This window comes from Streptococcus sp. 2154 (assembly GCF_013277255.1).
Taxonomy (GTDB): Bacteria; Bacillota; Bacilli; order Lactobacillales; family Streptococcaceae; genus Streptococcus; species Streptococcus pseudopneumoniae.
This window is the reverse complement of sequence record NZ_VMMK01000069.1, coordinates 1-18,432: the sequence shown is the minus strand read 5'-3', so window position 1 is coordinate 18,432 and position 18,432 is coordinate 1. Positions and strand designations below refer to the sequence as shown.

General features: G+C 41.4%; 22 protein-coding genes, 1 tRNA gene and 4 pseudogenes. 2 read left to right on the top strand and 25 right to left on the bottom strand.

Features of this window, described 5'->3' with window-relative positions:
• The 23 genes and pseudogenes from HT693_RS10685 to HT693_RS10575 form a co-directional block, all read right to left on the bottom strand.
• A pseudogene (locus HT693_RS10685) lies at positions 1 to 1,463 on the bottom strand (tail fiber domain-containing protein); the annotation flags it as partial.
• A 4-nt stretch (positions 1,464 to 1,467) separates the two neighbouring features.
• Positions 1,468 to 1,818, bottom strand: a complete 351-nt coding sequence (locus tag HT693_RS10680; RefSeq protein ID WP_000068028.1) for a DUF6711 family protein — start codon at positions 1,816 to 1,818, stop codon at positions 1,468 to 1,470.
• An 8-nt stretch (positions 1,819 to 1,826) separates the two neighbouring features.
• Positions 1,827 to 3,875 (bottom strand): hypothetical protein, encoded by a 2,049-nt coding sequence (locus tag HT693_RS10675; RefSeq protein WP_172925175.1) that lies wholly within the window; start codon positions 3,873 to 3,875, stop codon positions 1,827 to 1,829.
• A gap of 1,315 nt (positions 3,876 to 5,190) precedes the next feature.
• Positions 5,191 to 5,736: pseudogene (locus HT693_RS10670) on the bottom strand (hypothetical protein); the annotation flags it as partial.
• On the bottom strand, positions 5,723 to 6,073 hold the full coding sequence (locus HT693_RS10665) for a hypothetical protein (protein WP_172925174.1): 351 nt from the start codon (positions 6,071 to 6,073) through the stop codon (positions 5,723 to 5,725). The pseudogene HT693_RS10670 and the gene HT693_RS10665, both read right to left, overlap by 14 nt.
• 38 nt (positions 6,074 to 6,111) lie before the next feature.
• Positions 6,112 to 6,492, bottom strand: coding sequence for a DUF6096 family protein (locus tag HT693_RS10660; protein ID WP_001207822.1), 381 nt, complete (start codon positions 6,490 to 6,492; stop codon positions 6,112 to 6,114).
• A 4-nt stretch (positions 6,493 to 6,496) separates the two neighbouring features.
• Positions 6,497 to 6,910: a phage tail tube protein gene (locus HT693_RS10655; protein WP_000880679.1), complete on the bottom strand. Its 414-nt coding sequence runs from the start codon at positions 6,908 to 6,910 to the stop codon at positions 6,497 to 6,499.
• A gap of 2 nt (positions 6,911 to 6,912) precedes the next feature.
• Positions 6,913 to 7,281, bottom strand: a complete 369-nt coding sequence (locus tag HT693_RS10650) for a hypothetical protein (protein ID WP_000608236.1) — start codon at positions 7,279 to 7,281, stop codon at positions 6,913 to 6,915.
• Positions 7,278 to 7,793, bottom strand: coding sequence for an HK97-gp10 family putative phage morphogenesis protein (locus HT693_RS10645; RefSeq protein ID WP_007284942.1), 516 nt, complete (start codon positions 7,791 to 7,793; stop codon positions 7,278 to 7,280). The genes HT693_RS10650 and HT693_RS10645 overlap by 4 nt, the downstream gene beginning before the upstream one ends.
• Positions 7,768 to 8,106, bottom strand: coding sequence for a hypothetical protein (locus tag HT693_RS10640; RefSeq protein WP_000478948.1), 339 nt, complete (start codon positions 8,104 to 8,106; stop codon positions 7,768 to 7,770). Before HT693_RS10640 ends, HT693_RS10645 begins: the two co-directional genes overlap by 26 nt.
• Positions 8,087 to 8,398 (bottom strand): phage head-tail connector protein, encoded by a 312-nt coding sequence (locus HT693_RS10635; protein WP_050971545.1) that lies wholly within the window; start codon positions 8,396 to 8,398, stop codon positions 8,087 to 8,089. The genes HT693_RS10640 and HT693_RS10635 overlap by 20 nt, the downstream gene beginning before the upstream one ends.
• Before the next feature lies 1 nt (position 8,399).
• Positions 8,400 to 8,588, bottom strand: coding sequence for a hypothetical protein (locus tag HT693_RS10630; RefSeq protein ID WP_172925173.1), 189 nt, complete (start codon positions 8,586 to 8,588; stop codon positions 8,400 to 8,402).
• Positions 8,578 to 8,760: a Rho termination factor N-terminal domain-containing protein gene (locus HT693_RS10625; RefSeq protein WP_050971543.1), complete on the bottom strand. Its 183-nt coding sequence runs from the start codon at positions 8,758 to 8,760 to the stop codon at positions 8,578 to 8,580. The genes HT693_RS10630 and HT693_RS10625 overlap by 11 nt, the downstream gene beginning before the upstream one ends.
• A gap of 11 nt (positions 8,761 to 8,771) precedes the next feature.
• Positions 8,772 to 9,614: a N4-gp56 family major capsid protein gene (locus tag HT693_RS10620; RefSeq protein WP_172925172.1), complete on the bottom strand. Its 843-nt coding sequence runs from the start codon at positions 9,612 to 9,614 to the stop codon at positions 8,772 to 8,774.
• Between the two features lie 5 nt (positions 9,615 to 9,619).
• Positions 9,620 to 10,189: a DUF4355 domain-containing protein gene (locus HT693_RS10615; RefSeq protein WP_001001558.1), complete on the bottom strand. Its 570-nt coding sequence runs from the start codon at positions 10,187 to 10,189 to the stop codon at positions 9,620 to 9,622.
• Positions 10,190 to 10,478: 289 nt separating this feature from the next.
• Complete coding sequence (locus HT693_RS10610; protein WP_172925171.1) at positions 10,479 to 12,029, bottom strand: minor capsid protein; 1,551 nt, start codon at positions 12,027 to 12,029, stop codon at positions 10,479 to 10,481.
• Positions 11,938 to 12,393 (bottom strand): annotated as a pseudogene (locus tag HT693_RS10605) (phage portal protein); the annotation flags it as partial. The pseudogene HT693_RS10605 and the gene HT693_RS10610, both read right to left, overlap by 92 nt.
• Positions 12,394 to 12,604: 211 nt before the next feature.
• Positions 12,605 to 13,138 (bottom strand): hypothetical protein, encoded by a 534-nt coding sequence (locus HT693_RS10600; RefSeq protein WP_000588570.1) that lies wholly within the window; start codon positions 13,136 to 13,138, stop codon positions 12,605 to 12,607.
• 134 nt (positions 13,139 to 13,272) lie between these two features.
• Positions 13,273 to 14,286, bottom strand: a pseudogene (locus HT693_RS10595) (phage portal protein); the annotation flags it as partial.
• Between the two features lie 11 nt (positions 14,287 to 14,297).
• On the bottom strand, positions 14,298 to 15,515 hold the full coding sequence (locus tag HT693_RS10590; protein ID WP_119946919.1) for a PBSX family phage terminase large subunit: 1,218 nt from the start codon (positions 15,513 to 15,515) through the stop codon (positions 14,298 to 14,300).
• Positions 15,502 to 15,996, bottom strand: coding sequence for a terminase small subunit (locus HT693_RS10585; protein WP_166736849.1), 495 nt, complete (start codon positions 15,994 to 15,996; stop codon positions 15,502 to 15,504). The genes HT693_RS10590 and HT693_RS10585 overlap by 14 nt, the downstream gene beginning before the upstream one ends.
• 60 nt (positions 15,997 to 16,056) lie before the next feature.
• A tRNA-Trp gene (locus HT693_RS10580) sits at positions 16,057 to 16,127 on the bottom strand.
• A gap of 451 nt (positions 16,128 to 16,578) precedes the next feature.
• On the bottom strand, positions 16,579 to 17,025 hold the full coding sequence (locus HT693_RS10575; RefSeq protein WP_050253770.1) for an ArpU family phage packaging/lysis transcriptional regulator: 447 nt from the start codon (positions 17,023 to 17,025) through the stop codon (positions 16,579 to 16,581).
• 129 nt (positions 17,026 to 17,154) lie between these two features.
• On the opposite strand from HT693_RS10575, the gene HT693_RS10570 reads away from it, so the two are divergent.
• The gene (locus tag HT693_RS10570; RefSeq protein ID WP_001098945.1) at positions 17,155 to 17,370 is read left to right on the top strand and encodes an AbrB family transcriptional regulator; all 216 of its coding nucleotides are present in this window, start codon (positions 17,155 to 17,157) and stop codon (positions 17,368 to 17,370) included.
• The gene (locus tag HT693_RS10565) at positions 17,354 to 17,707 is read left to right on the top strand and encodes a type II toxin-antitoxin system PemK/MazF family toxin (protein WP_000125658.1); all 354 of its coding nucleotides are present in this window, start codon (positions 17,354 to 17,356) and stop codon (positions 17,705 to 17,707) included. Before HT693_RS10570 ends, HT693_RS10565 begins: the two co-directional genes overlap by 17 nt.
• Positions 17,708 to 17,727: 20 nt before the next feature.
• On the opposite strand, the gene HT693_RS10560 is transcribed toward HT693_RS10565, so the two are convergent.
• Positions 17,728 to 17,964: a DUF3310 domain-containing protein gene (locus HT693_RS10560; RefSeq protein WP_001067624.1), complete on the bottom strand. Its 237-nt coding sequence runs from the start codon at positions 17,962 to 17,964 to the stop codon at positions 17,728 to 17,730.
• Complete coding sequence (locus HT693_RS10555; RefSeq protein WP_138702291.1) at positions 17,961 to 18,383, bottom strand: YopX family protein; 423 nt, start codon at positions 18,381 to 18,383, stop codon at positions 17,961 to 17,963. The genes HT693_RS10560 and HT693_RS10555 overlap by 4 nt, the downstream gene beginning before the upstream one ends.
• Positions 18,384 to 18,432: the final 49 nt, after the last annotated feature.

Below are 18,432 nucleotides of genomic sequence, written 5' to 3'. Positions count from 1 at the left end.
ACTTGTTTGGAAATGTCAGTTTTAAGTTGCCTTTGCTTGGAGCTTATATCATTGGTAACTGTCTGCTTTAGAAGATTCAAATCACCCGACAAAGCCGTCTGAGCACTCCTAGTCTGCGACTTAAACGCTTCAAGTCTAGCAACAGAATCCAGCCCAATCCGCTTGGCTTCCTGAGCAAGAGAGCTACTTGCGCCAGCTTGTCTCAAAGCTTCCTCAGCCTTGCGCCTTGATTCTCGTAAAGGTTCATCATGAAAGCTATTGAAACGCTGATTGATAGTGTCAGACACTTCTTGCTTGACTTCTTCCGCTTTGGCCTTGGCAAGTTCGATGGCATCCGTGATAGCTTTCTCACGCTTAGTAAATTCAGCGTCAAAGGCTGCGTCTGCTGCTTCTATCTGCGCTTGGATTTTGGCTTCAATGCCATCTTGTTGCTTAATCTGCTTGGTAATCGTACCCTCGTAAGAATACTGCGTATCATTTCCAGCTTTACTATCTGCGCTGATACGACCTCTTAGACCACCTTTGAAAGTAAAGCTCTGACTTAAGACAGGAACTTTAAAGGTTTCTTTCTTGTTGGTCTGAATGGTTACCCACTGCCCAACCTCAAGCAGTAAATGCCCTTGGTAGTTGAGATTATACGGATAGTAAGTCAGGTTTTTCAGCTTGTAATACAGGTCATTTAAAGCGCTCTGGGTCATGAAGACATTGTCTAGTTCCAAAGACCGACCTGTCTTCATACCAACCGTAAGAGGCTTCTTATCTGTCTTACAAGTAATACCAGCTATCTGATACTCAATCTCACTCTTGGTTAAACCATGTAGGAAGTAACTGTCTGCGTTTATCGTGATATTTGACTCAGTTAAATCACGGATTTCCATCTTCCCTTCTCGGTTGAAGAAACAAGACATCCCTATCATCTGAGTCATAGCGCTCAGCATATCCCTAAATGAAAGTTTCTTTCCTTCAGGAACTTGCTCGACATGGTAACGCATCGCGCTGATTCCGAAATAGTCATTCGCTAACTCAATGCCTGTTTTCAGGCAGATTTCCTGAATAACCTCTCGTACTTCAGCTGGGAAATGCAAATCTGTCACATACTCACGATTGAGCTTAAACATACCATCCATAAGTTCAAGTGTGGTTGTGTTGCGGTTTCGGTCAATCTCAATATCGTTGATGAAGTATTCCCCCATCTTGACCCACTGGTAGGTATCCCCAACCAGTAGACCAATCTCAGGGTGCAGGGTATCCAGCTTATTGAACGTGGTAATGATACTGGTAAAGGTAATTTTACCGCTACCAGCGCAGGTTCCACCAGGCTTATAAGTATCGCCCTTGATGTAGCCATACTCAAAACTAGCCTCTTTGATATCCCGTGAAGTATAATCACCAACACGAATAGCCAGCGTCCTTTCCTTGGCAAACATGGCTCTGTCAAATTGTCGTCTAGTTAAAGCGTCCATTTTCTTACCTCTCTACCAGATTAAATTTAGCGCCAGACCAAGGTTTAAACTTCTCAGTAAAGGTATAGCTAGGAGCTGTCCTATCACCGACATAGAAAGTCTTTGTGACTTGGCCATCCATGGGGTCTGGATAAGACACCTCAAAAAATTCAGATGATACAGCATGTAAAAGCTGACTTAATTCTCCCTGAGTCATCATACCCCATTCACAGTCTAGTTTGCGTTTGGTCGTGATACGGTCACGCACCATGTCGCCATTGGCATTACGCCCTGTCTCTCCATCGATATCTTGAATACCGACTTGAAAAGATTTGGGAGGCTTCACAGCCACCCCATTGATTGTCAATTGTGCCATTTAACCTCCTAAATCTTGAGCAAGGTTTGACCTGCTCGTTCATGTTCCTTGTTAATTTCTTGGATGGCTACCCGTCCGAACTCATGGCCTGCGATTTGGATAACGATGTCGCCAGCCGGTAATGAATAACCTGTAGGTACATTATTAGCAGGCATTCTTTCAGCCAGTTTTTGAGCCAAGATAGAAATCCATCCTGTATTCCGTTCAAGAGGCATTACCGCTTCTTGACCAGCTTCTCCGACCCCAATGATGCTAGGAGAGTTGAATACACCGCCTCGTGCATACCAATCTACAGAGAATGATGGAATTCTAGGAGGCATCAAGCTGAAGCTACCAGATATATTAAAGTGAGGGAGTTTGATTTTTGGTAAGCTCCAATCAAAGTTAAAGAAGCTTTTTAGTTTATCGATACCACTTTTAACGATGTTTTTAGCATTATCCATTGCATCATTAAACAGATTCTTGAACCAGTTGGGGATTTCTTTCAAGGCATCTTGCATATTTTTCCATCTATCACCAAACCAAGAACCGATTTTTTGGAAAGGATTCTGAGTTTTCTTTTTTGCACTCTCAAATTTCTCGCCAAACCATGTATCAGCTTCTTTTACTCCATCTTTGATATCTTTCCATCTATCACCAAACCAAGAGCCAACTTTTTCAAAAGCTGAGTTCACTTTACCCCTACCGGACTTGAATTTATCACCTAACCAAGTGTTTGCTTCGGCAAGCGCATCTTTAGATTCGTTCCAACGGTCACCAAACCAAGAGCCCAACTTGCTAAATGTATTGCTTATTGCATCCCATCCTTGCTGGAACTTCTCGCCAAACCATTGACCTATTGGCTCAAAGATTTCTTGGAGTTTCGTCCATAGACCGCTGAAAAATTCGCCGATAGCTTGACAAATACCACTGATAAAATCACATAGTCCTTGCCATGCTGTTTTAGCAAACTCAACAACAGTGTCCCAGTTTTGGTAAAGCAAGACACCAATAGCAATTAAGGCTGCAATTGCTGCAATAACTAAAGTTATCGGACTGGTCAATACCGCAATAGCCCCATTGAGTGCCCATGTTGCAGCTGCTGCAACTCCTGCTGCAATCGATTGAGCGATCTCTGCCGCTGCTGCAAGTCCCATTTGTGCTGCATGAACACCCCAAGCTAGCGCTGATTTACCAAGTTCTAAAGCGGTTTTTCCTAACTCGGCAATCAATTTACCTGAATTGACTACAAAGTCTTTTGCATACAATGCATTCAAATAGATGGTTTCTCCGAAGCTGACCAATTTATCAAATGTCAAAGCTTTCAAAGCTAGTCCGAGATTTTTAATTCCGCTAACAATAAAGGAAACCTTGCCACTTAATAATTCGAATGCCCCTGCAAGTCCTCCAGCTTGTTCAGCCCAAGACAAGAACTTAATCCCCTGCCATGCAGTTGCAAGCGTACCAATCACATTAGCAATTACAGAGATAATCTCTTTATTTTCTTTACACCAGTCAGAAAAAGCAGTAAAACCATCAGCAACTAGCTTGATTGTATCAGCTAGTAACTTCAATGCTTCTAGTATGATACCGCCTAATAAATCAGCGACGGTTTCAATACTTATGCCGAATGTGTTAGACAAGAACTCTGCAAAAGGCTTCCAACTTCCTTCCCAAAGTATTTGAATAATATCAATTAGTCCGTTAAAAGCATTAGCAATAGAGTCAATAGCAGGGGCTACATGTTCATCATAAACACGACTTAAGCCATCGCCAAACTTATCAACAACACTCTCAATAGTTTCAAATATCGGAGCTACAATGTCCAAAAGACTTTGAAGCATTGATGAAATTTTAGGAGCGCTTGTCACAACGACTTTTTCAAAACCTTTAAACAAACTTCCTGCTAGTTTGCTACCGACTTCAACAATGGTAGATGTCAAGCTTAATAGAGTTGACACAATAGCGCTACCGATACGAACCGCACCGGTTGAGGTAATGACGTCGTAGAAAGCACTAGAAAAGGCCTGAGCGATGTTTCCTACAGCCTCTGCAATGTTACCAATATTATCAAACAAAGCGACTAGCGCCCTGGTAATGCGTTCTTTTTGCCTTCCAAGACCATTTGCAATACTTTCGGCAAGGAAAACACCGATACCTAGACCGATAGTAGCTATTGAGCCTGTCACTTGCCCTAAAGCATAAGCGATTTTCTCAACCATTCGGTTAAAGGCATTCACAACTCTTTGATCAGTAGCGATTTCTCCCATTGTCTTAGCTATTTGGTCTAAGGCGGTCTTAATGCGTTCAATACCTTCTGGTCTAAATGCTGCATCAAAACCTTTCTTGAAGAGGTCAAACAACCCTTTGAGCTTATCTCCAAGTCCATCAAAAATGCTCTTGAACTGGTTGTCCATGTCGGTCAACTCGACTTCTGGCAAGATGTCTTTGAAAGGTCCGCCACCGCCTCCCTTTCCTTTACCACCTTTGCCACCGCCAGAACCGCCTGCATCATCGTCTTTTGGTTTTTGTAAGATGTTAATCTCATCAAATCCCAAAAGACCTAGCAACTCTTTAGCGGCCTTCTTAGCGTTTTTGGCTGAGTCTCCAAGATTATCAGCAAGTCCTCCTGCTGAATCTCCAGCGTCGTCTACTGCATCAGCAAGATCTCCTGCACCTCCTGCAGCATCCTTCATGGCGTTACCCATGTCTCCAACCGCTCCACCAACACCATCTTTCACTGTTGCTTTCTTGTTGAACATCAAAGCGATAAACTCCGCAAGTTTAGCCGTCACGTTCTTCAATACCATGGCAAAAGAGTTCAAGACAGGCATAATGGCATTGATAATCGGCAACATAGAGTTACCAAGGTTCAATGCTGCGTCCTTCATCAGCGACTTAAACAGGCTGATATGACCATTTACAGAATTAGACAAGGTATTCCCATACTTGGCTGTAGCCTGTTCCAGAATAGCCATAAGGCGGATTTGTTGCTGGGTTTGGTAGTCTAATTGTTGCCAGCTCTGTCCGTTTGCGAACTTCTTAAAGGCTTCAGTGGACTCAATCATAGCCACATTGACGTTGATTCCTAGGTCTTCTCAATAATGTTATCGCATGGCTTTTTATCCATACTTCTTACAATTTCTTGTAAGTTCGGCATATATTTTCACCTACAACCGAATTGTCTAGGTGCTCACCACTCGTGGGGATATTTTATTCTATACTTTTTGACAAAACAAAAAGCACAGGTTCAATCCCTATGCTCTACGGTGACCAAGCCTTTTTAATTGCTTAGTTTACCTCGGTATCGTCATGTTTTAATTACTTAAAATTTAGAGTTTTACCGATTTTGGTAAGTTCTTAATCCGCCTATTTCTAAGCGGTGCGACAAAAGTCTATCGCTTCCGTATTCCCTAGCAAACCTGAGCGAATCCGCTCCATAACGTCTGTAATCGTGCGCCCAGAACCTTCAGCAACAACTGCCGACGTCTGCAACATCTTAGCAGTATAGGCGCTTAGTTTGTTGGTGTCTTTGATAAATCCAGAAAATAAGTTTGAGTAGACTGCACCATAGTTAGTAGCCTCGCCCACACCCATATTCATGGCATTAGCGTTATCGTTAACCCATTTTAAGAAAGATTGCGAACTCTCACCCATCTGGCGCTTAATTTGGTTCATAGCCGCTGATACTTCAAGAGCTGTCTGCGTTGAATACATCCCAACATCAAGCAATTTCTTACCAAGGATTGCAAAACCAGCAAACTTAGCCAGCTTGCCAAACGCGCTACCGATTGAGCTCGACTGTTCACGAATTTTGGCAGTCGCGTTCTTCACTTGGTCAGATGTTCCTTTGACCTGATTCTCGACTTCTTTCATCTTCTTCCTGAAAGGCGCTATCTCAGCGTCAATCATGACCTTCAATTCATCAAGAGTTGCCATTCGCTTCCTCCTTCCTTTTTCGATTGTGTCTTTCTGCAAAATCACGCATCCGTTCCTTATGTAGCAAAAGCTCTTGTCTCTGTCGTTCCTGTTCTACTGCTTGTTGTTCTTCTACAAACAACTCAGGCGCATATTCCCAGAACTCAAAGACCTTGGCATCTTTGGATAACAATAAAGAAACGTGATTGGAAATCATCTGCGAAAGTCTGTACGAGTCAATAATCTTCTCTTTACGCTCTTGGATTTTGACACGGTTGTAGCTTTCAATCATTTCCCTGATTTCAAGCACCGTTAAATCCCAAAAATCAAGAGGCTTACCCCCGATGTCCAAAAACATAGGATAAAGCCTCTCAATAATCTGCGTTACCGTTAAGATTACTCGACTACTGTCATTTTCTTCTTGGAAGTTTTCTTGCCCTTGCTTCCTCGTGGAGTAAAACCCGACACTTCAAAGAGTGGCATTAAAACCTCTGTCATGAAGGTTGTTTGGTCTCCACCATTATCCACGTATTCATCGTATAGATCGTAGACATCCTCAAGAGAATACCCATTCTCATACTTTTGCAAAGCTCCATGAATCAAGAGCAATACAACTTTTAAAGGAGGCAAAGGAAACTCTTCGCCAGCTTCAGGCATGAAGATTTTCAGTAAGTTCATACCGATTTTTTCTTCAACTTTTGCTGCTTGATGAGATGAAAGTCGTAGTTTTAACTCTTTCTCATCGCTAATCTTCCAAATTGAGTAAGGTAACGCCATTTAATTAACCTCCAAGACCGTCTGTAAATTCCAATTCTGACTGCAATGCAATCTTAAGTGTGAACTCGATAACGGCATTGACACCGCCACCGCCCAGTTTAACAGATACTTGGCCTTCAAAATTGACCTTAGTACCGTCTGGATAAGCTTGTTCAAAGTAGAGTTTCTTCTTGTCGTCTGCTGCCTTACGCAATACACGGTAAGGAGCAGTTTCGCTTGAATTGTTATAAGAGAACTTGTATTCCAATTCCCCTGCATCACCAATACCAAATTCGTACTTCTTAACTTTATCTTCAAGAGTAGTGTTCTCTACTTTTTCAGGTTCGATACCAAACTCTGGTACTTCTTTCAATCCAACAAGCTTAGTATAGCTACCTTTGGTTTCGCTATAAGAAAGCGTAATTCCGTTTGCTAACATGTTTAATTCTCCATTCTAAATTGAAAAACAAGCTCTGAGTGTAAGTCAACAACCCCTTCAAAACGCATGACCTTATGTCTCAAATGGGACGGGTCTGGCACGTCTTGGCAGTCGGTTCTTCGTAAACCTAAAGACTCAAAAATCTGATTGATTTTAACAGCTAACTCACTAGTGCTTGTATCATCAAAGATATCCACCTTGTAGCGGATAGAGGATTTTTGTTCCTGGTCATCAAACCAATCACCCGGCTTGTTTTGTTCTTCCAAAAAAATAACGACTGGAAAAGTCTCCCAATCGCTAGGATACGTATCAGTCACATTATCTGCAACCTTTTGCAATTCTTTATAAATAACAGGCTTGATATTAATCATTTTATTTGTTCTCTTATCTTTCTACGGACATAATCCGAAATATTCTTAGACACACGCTCTTGATTGTCTCTCAAAGCTGGATAAAGATAAGGCTGAGCAGGTTGACCATACATCTTGTAGAACTCCCCAATCTTTTGAAAGTGGTAAGGCCCTACATTGATTTGGTCTTCATGCACATACCACGGACTAGAGCGATAAGTCACGCTGACTTCTGGAGAGATACCAGAATGGCTAGCCTGACCCTTGGGTCCTGTTCCAAACTCAACATAAGGAGCATAGTGTAGATTTGTGTAAACCTCACCTATAGCCTTATCTCCGTCCATTTTAACCCTAGTCTTGATACTGTTTCTAAGTTCTCCATTGTTGCCTGGTGCTAGTCTTTTAGCATCAGCTTGGACAACCTTTATAGCAGCATTGTGTACCGCACGTAAGACGATATCCTCGCCAGTTTTTTTACTAGCCAATCGTCTACATTTAGCTATGAGCCTATCTGCCCCTCGTAGCTCTGACACGCTCTAACTCCAAAACTTGATGATATGTGTAGACCTTTTTAGAGATAACCCTGTGAGTCACTTCCGTCGGGCTATCGATACACACACCATCTTTCACTTTGATAGTAGCTGACTTGTTGGCATTTGCGTTCAAAATATCATTGACACGCTCACCATACATCTCAGATTGTAGCTTACTGCTAGCTGGCCACAACTCAAGGCGGACTGTCTCAGCTTCCTTGGCATATCCTTCTTTTACGACGCCTTCCTCTGTGACAGTCTTTTCAAACCGTCGCATTGGATAAGGTTTCAGTCTACTCTGCTTCAAAAACATGGCCTGCCACCCTTGCTAATCTGTGCATGCGTATACGCTGTAAAAGACCCGTAGACAGGCCGTTTTCTCCGTAGACTACTGCTATACCACCCTCGGTTCTGGAATGCTCTCCTTCCGCTCCTGAGCGGTTGTGGAGTTCGATAGCAACCTCAGGTATTAAGCGACTTAAAGCAGGTGTCAAAGATGTGCGATTCGTCTCTGACAAGATAAGATTTGTAGCCCTCGTTTGGAGCAACATGAGAAGCTGAGTATCTTCTTCGCCTGTTAATTTCTTCAGCAACTCTATAGACATATCAATCCTCTTCTAAAACCTCAGGCTCAGGGAGAATTTCCTCAAGAACGTCTGAGATAGCGACACCATTGCTGGCGAAATTATCTGCCAGCTCGGCATAGCGCTCCTCAGTAATCTCAAGTTCCTCTCCTGCCAGTCGTTTCACATTTAATTCCCAGTCATAGAAATCTTGTTTGATTTTAAATCTCACTTTTTAAATCCTCCAACACCTCTACAATTTTAGCTTTTGATAACTTATAGGCACCAGTTATGCCAGCTTCTTTAGCTAGATTCTTCAACTCTTCTAAAGTCTTATTTTCTAAATCAGAATACTGGCCAGCTTGCTCCTCTTGGATATAATGACGTCGTAGCAATAAGCTCATATCATCACCTCTTACTCACCGAATTTTACAACTCGTGTAGGGTCGTATAGGTAAACACCATAGTGTTTGTCACCAGTGATAACCGTTGTCTTTTTAAGGATGTCACGGTCTGTTTCGATAGCCACATCACGTTTTAGCATGATAACAAACGCACCATATTTATTGGCATCATCTGTCTGAGTCTGGCTAGGAGACACTTTGACAAGGAAACCTTTACCTTCTTCAACTTTTTTAGAGCGGACGATTTGCACACCAGCAACTTCACCAAAGGTCCCAGAAACAACCATATTTGCTCCAAGCTCTGAACCTTTAGTCCATTCTTTTGCTACGTCAGTTTTTAGCTTAGTAGCATCTTTAGGGTTGATGATAGCAACATACTGTGCATCTTCTTCATCCTCAAAAATATCAAGAGCCTTATCAATTGCCTCAAGAGTTGTTGGAGTTTCTGCAACGTGCTGTGTTGCAGTCTTAGCCACCGCTACCAAATCATCATCAATCTTGTTAGCAATAGCCAAACCAAGCTGGTAAGTGGCTTGACCTAGTGGGTCACCAAGACCTGACAAAAGAGCTTCATCGGTAATTTCATAACCTTTAGCAGCCTTTTTGATGGTCATAGTGGTCTTTTTAGTAGTCAATTGGTCTGGAGAAATAGCTTGACCTTCTCCAACCTCTGTCGCATCTCCTGCATACTCCCATGCTGGAACTGTTAGAGTATTCCCTGGTTGTCCTTGAAGTGCTGTTTCCACATAAGCCAGTGGAGTGAATTTAATCAATTTAGGTAGTTTAGCGGAAACCATGTCCGCCATCACTTCTGGGTTAACCATAGTGGCTAATTTAGTTTGTCTTGCTGTCATTTATTTTAACCTTTCAATTTCTTATAGAGTTCTGGGTTCTTTTGATAGAGTTCATTTCGACTCTGATAACCCATACGAGCAAATTCTTCTTTTGTGATACCGTCGCTATCAACTGGTGCTTGCTTCATTGGAGCTCCGCCTTTTAGCTTTTCTTGTACGCCTTTTTGCACGGCTTGTTCCCATGATTTCTGTAATACAGCGACAGACTGCGATACCGTCTCTGCGCTTGTCAAATCAACTACATTCACTAACTCAACAGGTAAGTCACGTTCACTTAGCATTGCTTTAGCCTCTGCGGTCAATTCCTTACGAGCAATAGCCTTTTCACGGTCAGCTAGTTCTTGCTCACGCTGATCCAACTGATATTTCTGTTTTTCATCAGCGTTCATCTTAGCAAGCTTCTTAGCTTCGTTTTCCTTGGCTTCTTGCTCTGACTTCCACTTGGCAAACTTCTTATCGATGATAGCATCGACATCTGCGTCCGTGTACTTCTTCTCGTCTTGCGGTTGTTGTGCAGGTTCTGCAGGTACCTTTTGTTCTTCAACCGTTTCGACTGTTTGTGTTTCTTCGTTCATTGCGAACCTCCTATTTTTAAAGTCGTCCCCGACTGTAATTTCCATAGCTTTTAGTGTCTTCAATGCTTGGACAATATAAAAACCGTACGGGATTCCATACGGTTAGGGCATAAGAAAACCGCCTCGATTTCGATGCGGTTTATAGTGGTTTATTGCAACAAAAAAGCGCCTAGATTACTATCTAAGCGCAAGATAGGCAGGACTGTCGGGGCTCCTGCATTTCTCGACCCACTATAAGTGGCGCGTTGGTGACAGATTCTCAACCTCTATCTTTACCAAAAGTATAGCACTATTTTTCCTTTTTGTAAAGCGTCAACATATTTTTTCCATTCTTTTTAACTTGACGAATCCCCACCTTGTTAAAGTGAATGACTAGCATTTCATCTCGTGGCACCATCACCGCTTCCATAATGACCTTATCTTTGTTAGGTATTTTTACATATGAAATAATTGATTTTTCAACCCTCTCTGAATTATCTAGAATCAAATAAGGTTTTTGAACTGCCTCTTTTATTAACATAAACTCATCTAAGGAATACTGTTGTCCATGTCTCACTAATGAAGTAGCTAAACTGCTAACATCTATATAAGCAGAACTTACTCCTATCAATTTGGTTATATCACTCGAAAAATTACCTAATTCATATTCAGATTTTAGTAAGCCTACGAGTTGTTCTTTCGATAATCCACCCTTCCCAATTTCATCCCATGCGTTACTAACATCAGAAAACAATTTTTGGGTATTATATCTTGAAACGGTTTGGTCACTTTTCTTGTAATCTTGTATTTCATTTTTTACATCTTTCGCAACATACTTGCTATACCACTCTTTATAAGTCATATCAGCAGGTACTAGCTCGGTCTTACCTGTTTCTGGATTCCTTGCTCTGCGCTTCAGCTTGCTGTAGTCTGCGTCCTCATCGTATCCGACAGTAGTAGACCTACACCAAGGGTGCATAGGCGGACAATTGACACCAGGGACAGCCTTATCCCTATCATAGACCTGATTGTCATGCTCCTGACAAATGCGTGATGTACGCTTGTCTAAGACGGCCACAAAGATATACTTTTCTATGTCTGCTTCCTCATAGCTGAGTAGTTCCATTTGGTTGTGAAAAAAGGCTGATTCTGTCCGAACCAAACGTCTTGCATCGTTCTGACCTACATTGAACCGCTCAGCAATTGCTTGTGCAGTTTCTCGTGTATCTCGACCTGTCATGAGGCTCATGAGTAGTTCGTCTTTTATGCTAGAAGTAAGCTTCCCTGTATTCTTCCAGATGTTTGTTGAGTAGGTACTTCCATCTCCTACCCAACTAAAAGACTGTAGATGTTTTATCTCGCTCTCAGGAAGCCCAGAAAAGCCATATGCGAGTCCTGTCTGCTGTTGTAGGTCAAAGGTAGCCTTGTAATAACTATCCTTCATCAAGTCGCTATAAAAGGCATCTGAGCCTGTCTTCTCCGAGCGGTAGATAGATTCACGCATGCGGTCTAAATCGTCGCTCAAACGCTCTAGGCGCTTCATACGAAAAGAATAAGCTGGGCTGTCTAAGTCAGCTAGTAATCTTTGGATGTTCGGGTCATTCGGTCTTGCTTCAAGTACTTTACGAAGTTCATTCAGATTTTTCTTGTCTTTCATGTTCTTCAAAACTTGTCTAGCGTCTACCTGACTTAGACCATAATCACGTTGGAACTTATCAAAAATCTTATTGACTTCCTTATCCAAGTAAGTCTTAGCTTCCTGATAGACCTTATCGAACTGGTCTGCCTGCTTTTCGGCCTTGTCCATCTGCTGGTAAATCAGATTGGCTTTCCTCTTCGCCCAATACTCCTGATTCTTCATCCTCTACCTCGTCTTCGGGTTTCGTGTTGTCTTTGTTGAACATCGACATGTCTTCCATGTTCTTCTTTTTCTCTTCTTCCAAGGCTTCCAGCTCAGCGTCAGGGTCTTCCACAAACGGCAAGAGAGAAATAAGCTGCCTATTGGTCACTTTACCTTCCAAATTGTTCACAATCTGAGAGATTTCCAGCAAGTTTTTGGGCAAACCACGGCTGAATTGTGGAACGATTGAATGAGACTCTAGTGCAATCTGTTTCATACCCAAGTAATGAGCAAAAATCGCAATACGCTGTCTTAATCCACGCTTGTAGTTCGCTTCCTTGGTCTTGGTAATCATCTCAAGGCCCATTAGCTTGAATTCCATAGCTCAATTTTGTTACCGTAGAGGCTCTTTATCCTCTACTTCTTACGGTTTCCCGTAAGTTCAGACTATCTCTTCACCCTTATCAGGGTGTCGGATTTCGTGGATATTTCTGCATATAAAAAAAACGATACTATGTACCGTTTCTCACTTAGCTTACTCTATCTAGTCGTTAAACCTTACTGATATTTCTACCAGCAGTGGTAATTGATTAGCTTCAGTAATATGTCACAAATCTCCCTTTTTCATCTCGAACAATTGTCTTACCAGACATGTCCACACCTTTTGAAAATTGTCTTAAATCGTATTTTTTATAATTCAATAAGATATCATCTATTGTTTCATCATTAACGATTATATCATCTCGTTTTATGGAACGATAATATCTGTAGACAAGAGTTGAAAAAGAAATGTTGTTTTCTTCAGATAATTTTTTTAGATAGTCTCTCAAGATATATCCCTTATACTTAACGTTATCAGAACGATTACGTTTATTTGTATGTTCAGGAACCCACCTACAATTACTTGGTGAGTAGTCTTTGTCATTATCTATCCTATCTAATTGCAAACCAAATTCTACTCCGTTTTGCATTGCCCAACTTCTGAACTTAGCTACATCACTAAATTCATCAGAAACACCTATTCCACGTTTCCCATACCATTTATAAGCCCAATGTTTTTCATCATAACACCTTGCTAACATAGAGTAATAAACTTGATTTAGATGTTTGTGCATTTTATCTTTTATCATTCATCTTCTCCTAGATTATTATACTCTTATTATACCATAACAGAATATAAATATCTAGGTTATTACTGTTTTGCGCCTTCCAATTTTAACCCGATTTATTACCTCAAAGTTACCTTTGAGGAGGGCAACTATTTCACCCCCGAAGTATTCCCTGCGAAATTCTCATCAGTCAAATTAGGCACATGGCTAAATGTGTAGATGTCCTCTTTAAGAGCTGTACGCAAGATTTCAGTAGCACTTTCGTCCAGCGTATTCTTCAAGAACTCAGCCCTTGCACTATCGCCCGGCAATTCCAAAAGACCTTCTTCAGAAAGAATCTTCATTGCTACCTTAGCGTCTTCTGGAGTGTCTGCTAACTGCGTGCCATACAAGACAAGTATAGACTCTACAGCCTGTTCCTTATCATTGACACGATTCCCCATCAAGGAATTATAAGCGTCTATCAAGCTAATTTGTTGCTCATAGTCACCAATTGCAAAGTGATTGTTGCGATATTCGATAATTGGGATTTGACCAAGGTTGTGAGGTGTTGCCTCCTCGCTCTGAGTTGTTCCTGAATCTGTACTTCTCAGCACCATGTGATAGTGCAGATTTTCGGTAAAGACCTCAGCCTGGTACTTGGTAGTGTCTTTCGTATCGTCCTTTACTTCATAGTAATAGACCGCAAACAAAGGCTTCCGCTCAATACTATCATCGTAGACCATGAAGGTATTCTCTGGGTCAATACTAGTTGAGTCCAACTCAGTCAATCCCTCTTTAGCATAGATGTACTCGTAAGCACGACCATAGATGGCCATGTTCAAAGCATTCTGAGCATCTACTTGGTCAATCTCAGCGCCATCAAAGGCTGTAAGTAGTTCATCGATATCACCTTCAGCAGTGTTATTGTACTTGATAGGATTGCCCATAAAATAGCCCGTAGCCGTGTCTGCGATATCCTTGGCATGATTGGCTACCGTCTTGTAATTAGGTGCGTTCACGTTGCGTCTCGTGTGTTCTAAGATAGCATGCTCACCCAAATAGTAGCTTTTAAGCTTCTTCAAATGTGAGCTTTCAGTGTTATGCATCGTTATCAATTTGTAAATCAGGTCTTTCTTCAAAGAACCCTCATCATATCCATCCCGTGGATAGGTTAAATATTGGTACATGTCTTTCCTCTCTATAGACCATAATCAGAACGTCTGCGGACGGTTGCTTTTGGTTGCGAATGTTGCGAGTAAATCGCATAACGCACCGCATCTAGTACGTCGTCATTCTCTTTCACTGGTTCGCCTGTCTTTTCGTTCCAGATGTATTGATAGACCTCATCTTTGAACTTGCTGACCTTGTTTGATACAACAAAAAAGCGCCCAGTTTTCATCAGCTTGGCTACTTCTTCAATACCAGACAAGACTGCTTTATTAGCGTTAAACGTCTTTAATTGCTCTCTTTGAAATCTTGCAACGTGTTCAGGTCGTGCACTATCTGCCCAGAACGTAATATTCCCGTATCGTTCCTTGATATTCTTAGCGAGGTCTACCCAAAAATCAATCTCCTTGTATTGATGCGCGTGCTCTTCTAATAGATAAACCGAACCGTCAGACGTCTCTCCAATAACAACGATAGAGCCAAAGTGTTCATATCCCCAGTCAACACCAGCGTAGACTTTAGTGATATCTTCTGGTACGTTATCTACAAACATATTCTCACTAAAATCACGATAGACGACGCCCTCACCAGTCACCCACAGACCAAGGATGTCTCGGTCATAGAAGACGCCTGCCGGTGTGGCTGATTTTATATTCTCACGGTATCTATCAGACATGAATGTGTTATCATCTAGCTTAAAATGAAAGTCGATAATCATATCGTCGCCAGAGTTGATATAATCCCGTCTGAGCCAGTGAGTTGGGATGTCTGGGTTACTGTCCCAAACAATCCTTGCGCCTTCTCCTGAGCAACGTGAGATGATTTCTTTAAATACTTGTTCGTTAGCAAGAGATGCCTCGTTTACATAAGCTCCAAAAGCAGTAAAGCCACGGGCGCGCTTTAAACCAGATATAGAACCAGTGTAGACTGGAACTACCTTGACACCGCAAAGGGTAAAAGCTCCGTGCTTATCGTATTTAGGTTCAATATCAAACATGTTATACAGTTCCTGAATGATATTGTTTTGTATCGATGTTGAAGATGTTCCAGCTAGTATATACATTGGCTCATCTATGTTTAATCTATCCGCTGTTTCTCTCACTCGTGCAATCTCATTCATGAAGACCATATTGTTTAGAACAGTTTTACCTGAACGTTTTGCACCATGGAGACCACAGATAAAAAAATCATCATTCAATACTCGTGTAAGTACTTCTTCTTGTCGTTTCGTAAATTTATTTGTCGTCAAAAGCACCTCTCAAAGCCTTAGCAAACTCTATCAATTTATCGTCTTGCTCATTATCCACACCGATTTGTGATTTAAGTTTTTCGATTTCAAGTTCTAGTTTCTCAGCTTGTTTAGCAGTCGGATAACGCTTCAATATTTCAGCTATCGCTTTAATAACTGTGTTATTATCTGCCTTTTTCGTAACTCTATCCACCTCACCAGTGACAGGGTTCATCATCAAAACTTCCTCAAGTCGCTGGCCTCTTGCGATGTCTGAGAGAATTGAAAGAGCCTCTTTAGCACTCAAAATATTTTCATCATGCATCTTTTCAGTTTCGGTTTGTATAAACGTTTTAACGCTTGCATTTTCTAGCAATTTACTAGCGGTTGTTTTAGCATACGCTTCACTATAACCAGCGAATATTGCGGATTGATAGACATTACCAGTCCTCAAATACTCGCTTGCAAACATCTTTTGTCTTTGGTTTAACCCAATGTCCATCACCACCTTTCAAACAATCAAAAAAAGCCACACGATGTGCGACCTTTTCAAGACCTCTCACAGGCTTTGCAGGAATCGAACCCGCGATAACAGTTTTGGAGACTGTTGTGTTACCGCTACACTAAAAGCCTTTTTTAAAATGCAAGACGACTACTACCTTGCGTGTGTATTAAATTTTGACTTCTTTTTTATTTTTTGTAGTCTTTACAACCTCTGAGGGAATCAAACCCTCTAGCTTATAACTTATCCGGAATATAATTAGCTACGCAACCATGCGAGGTTCGGTCGCTTCTGCAACCATTTTTAAGTTAATGAGTGATATATGAATGCTAAGCCTACTGCCTACCCCATTCTGGGACACAAACACTCAAATGACAGCAGCTGGAATCGAACCAACTGGTCTAGCAGTAAAACGCACGTTTGGTAAAAGTTTCAAGGAGACCCAAACAACCTGCTAACCTGTCCTTACTGTCTAAGAGACCGAAGCCTCGGAAAAATATAATAAAGTATAAAGGAGACGTCAATTGACCTATCACTTGACAATACTATTTTATCATGTAAAATAAGCCATTTCCTAGCAATTTACTTGCAAATATCTCCCAAAATTTTACGATAGACAATCAACTTACCTTTTCGATAGGCTTCCGCAAATTCCAAAGCACCTCTGCTAAGCATGCGGTAGAACTCACTTTCAGAATAGCCTAAGTCCATATAGATAGCCTTGTCTGATAATTGGATTTTCATATCCATGTACTTCTTTGCGATAACCTGCCGAACGTATGGATCCATAATGCAATTCACTGCTCTTTCAATCTCCAAAACCTCTGCCTCTGCATCCACATGTTCGATAACCATATTCTCAGCAGCTGTGTTCTTACCAGTAAATGTCTTTGGTTCAAATGAGTAAGTCGTTGTGATTTTAGGCAAATACTCAGCACCTGCCATTCGGACATACGAGCGATAACTCTCTAGAACGTCATAAACATTTTTCTTGGTGAATTGCACGTCAACTCTTTTTAATAACCTCACAACATAGCTCCTTTATGATATAATATTTTTAGCGAACATATCACAAAGGAGTCAGCTGTGCTGGCTTTTTTATTGCCTTACTCCCTTTTTAGGTGTATACTGGATGTATACAAAATAAAGGAGAAACAAATGAATACTGTTAAAACTCGTAAGGTTGGGAACTCTGTCACTGTGACCATTCCCAAAACACTCAATGTTCCAGAAGGTCAGGAAATGTTTGTCTACAAGGGTGTAGATAATGTCATTGTCCTAGCTCCAAAAATTCCAGACCCATTTAGCGGCGATGCAGACCTACGCATGGAAGATGACTTTGAAGGGGTAAAATTCCTTGACAGCGAAATATGATTACATTCCAGAAAAACAGGACATCATCTGGATTGACTTCGACCCGTCTGTTGGACGTGAGATTCAGAAACGCCGTCCTGCTATTGTCGTCTCGCGTAGAGAATATTCGGAGCGGACGGGATTTGTTGCTGTATGCCCTATTACACACGGTCAAAGCAGACTAGAAGAACAAGGCCTGCTCGTTCCTGTGCGTTCCAATAAGGTAGATGGCTCTGTCAATCCACTCCAACTCTATACTTTTGACTTTAGAGAGCGCAAGGCTCAAAAAATCACAACCATGGATACAACCAGTTTTCAGAAGGTTGTCCAACTCTACAATTTCATCTTCGAAGCCTAGTCCTTATGGATTGGGCTTTTTTAGTTCTTCTCTAATTCCTCAATCAACCAATCAAGGTTCTTACGTGCTTTCTTCAGGTCTTCCAGACCGTTTTTCTTTTGAAACCGTAGCATATACTTGATTGCGTTGCCCCAAAAGAAAGCAGACGCTCCGGAAAGGTTCCCAACGAAGTTATGCACAACATCGATAGCCTCAAGACCGTTTGCACCTTGGTAGTGGCTTGGTTTGTTTATATTGTCAATTATTTCTGGGTTCATTCCTTATCCTCCAAAAGTTCTGGGTTTTCGTAGATATTGCCAATGACTTCATAATTCTTGCGAATATCTTCATAGTCCATAGCTTGAAACCATTCATCATCATAACTAGAATTAAGGTGAAACCCGATATTTTTTATTTTATATCCAAAATCTTCCTCATAAATCCATTTACCAAATTTGACTACGCTGGGCATTCCACTATTCCTAGAAACCACATCCCCCTCGAAAATCTCCACCCCGTTCTTATCCTTGAGTCCTGTTGATTGCATGAGGATCAATTCTGACTTTTCGATAGGAATAAGAAGTTTGGAGTCCGATGTTGGTTTTTCCATGTTGCAAATCAAGCCGTTATCTGTGATAAAAAAATGTTCTACGAATTTCTTTTCTACGCTATCCCACACTCTAAATTTTGGTGTCATGCCAAATCCTCCTCCTTCACAAAGCTGCTATCAATCCAACGACCCTTGC

Coding starts and splice junctions, on each gene's coding strand:
- HT693_RS10625 (WP_050971543.1), bottom strand. CDS start 8,760: ATGAGCTTATTGCTACGACGTCATTATATCCAAGAGGAGCAAGCTGGC.
- HT693_RS10585 (WP_166736849.1), bottom strand. CDS start 15,996: ATGGACATTGGGTTAAACCAAAGACAAAAGATGTTTGCAAGCGAGTAT.
- HT693_RS10560 (WP_001067624.1), bottom strand. CDS start 17,964: ATGAACCCAGAAATAATTGACAATATAAACAAACCAAGCCACTACCAA.
- HT693_RS10600 (WP_000588570.1), bottom strand. CDS start 13,138: ATGATAAAAGATAAAATGCACAAACATCTAAATCAAGTTTATTACTCT.
- HT693_RS10655 (WP_000880679.1), bottom strand. CDS start 6,910: ATGTTAGCAAACGGAATTACGCTTTCTTATAGCGAAACCAAAGGTAGC.
- HT693_RS10650 (WP_000608236.1), bottom strand. CDS start 7,281: ATGATTAATATCAAGCCTGTTATTTATAAAGAATTGCAAAAGGTTGCA.
- HT693_RS10660 (WP_001207822.1), bottom strand. CDS start 6,492: ATGGCGTTACCTTACTCAATTTGGAAGATTAGCGATGAGAAAGAGTTA.
- HT693_RS10620 (WP_172925172.1), bottom strand. CDS start 9,614: ATGACAGCAAGACAAACTAAATTAGCCACTATGGTTAACCCAGAAGTG.
- HT693_RS10680 (WP_000068028.1), bottom strand. CDS start 1,818: ATGGCACAATTGACAATCAATGGGGTGGCTGTGAAGCCTCCCAAATCT.
- HT693_RS10555 (WP_138702291.1), bottom strand. CDS start 18,383: ATGACACCAAAATTTAGAGTGTGGGATAGCGTAGAAAAGAAATTCGTA.
- HT693_RS10570 (WP_001098945.1), top strand. CDS start 17,155: ATGAATACTGTTAAAACTCGTAAGGTTGGGAACTCTGTCACTGTGACC.
- HT693_RS10615 (WP_001001558.1), bottom strand. CDS start 10,189: ATGAACGAAGAAACACAAACAGTCGAAACGGTTGAAGAACAAAAGGTA.
- HT693_RS10635 (WP_050971545.1), bottom strand. CDS start 8,398: ATGTCTATAGAGTTGCTGAAGAAATTAACAGGCGAAGAAGATACTCAG.
- HT693_RS10665 (WP_172925174.1), bottom strand. CDS start 6,073: ATGTTTTTGGACATCGGGGGTAAGCCTCTTGATTTTTGGGATTTAACG.
- HT693_RS10640 (WP_000478948.1), bottom strand. CDS start 8,106: ATGTTTTTGAAGCAGAGTAGACTGAAACCTTATCCAATGCGACGGTTT.
- HT693_RS10610 (WP_172925171.1), bottom strand. CDS start 12,029: ATGAAGAATCAGGAGTATTGGGCGAAGAGGAAAGCCAATCTGATTTAC.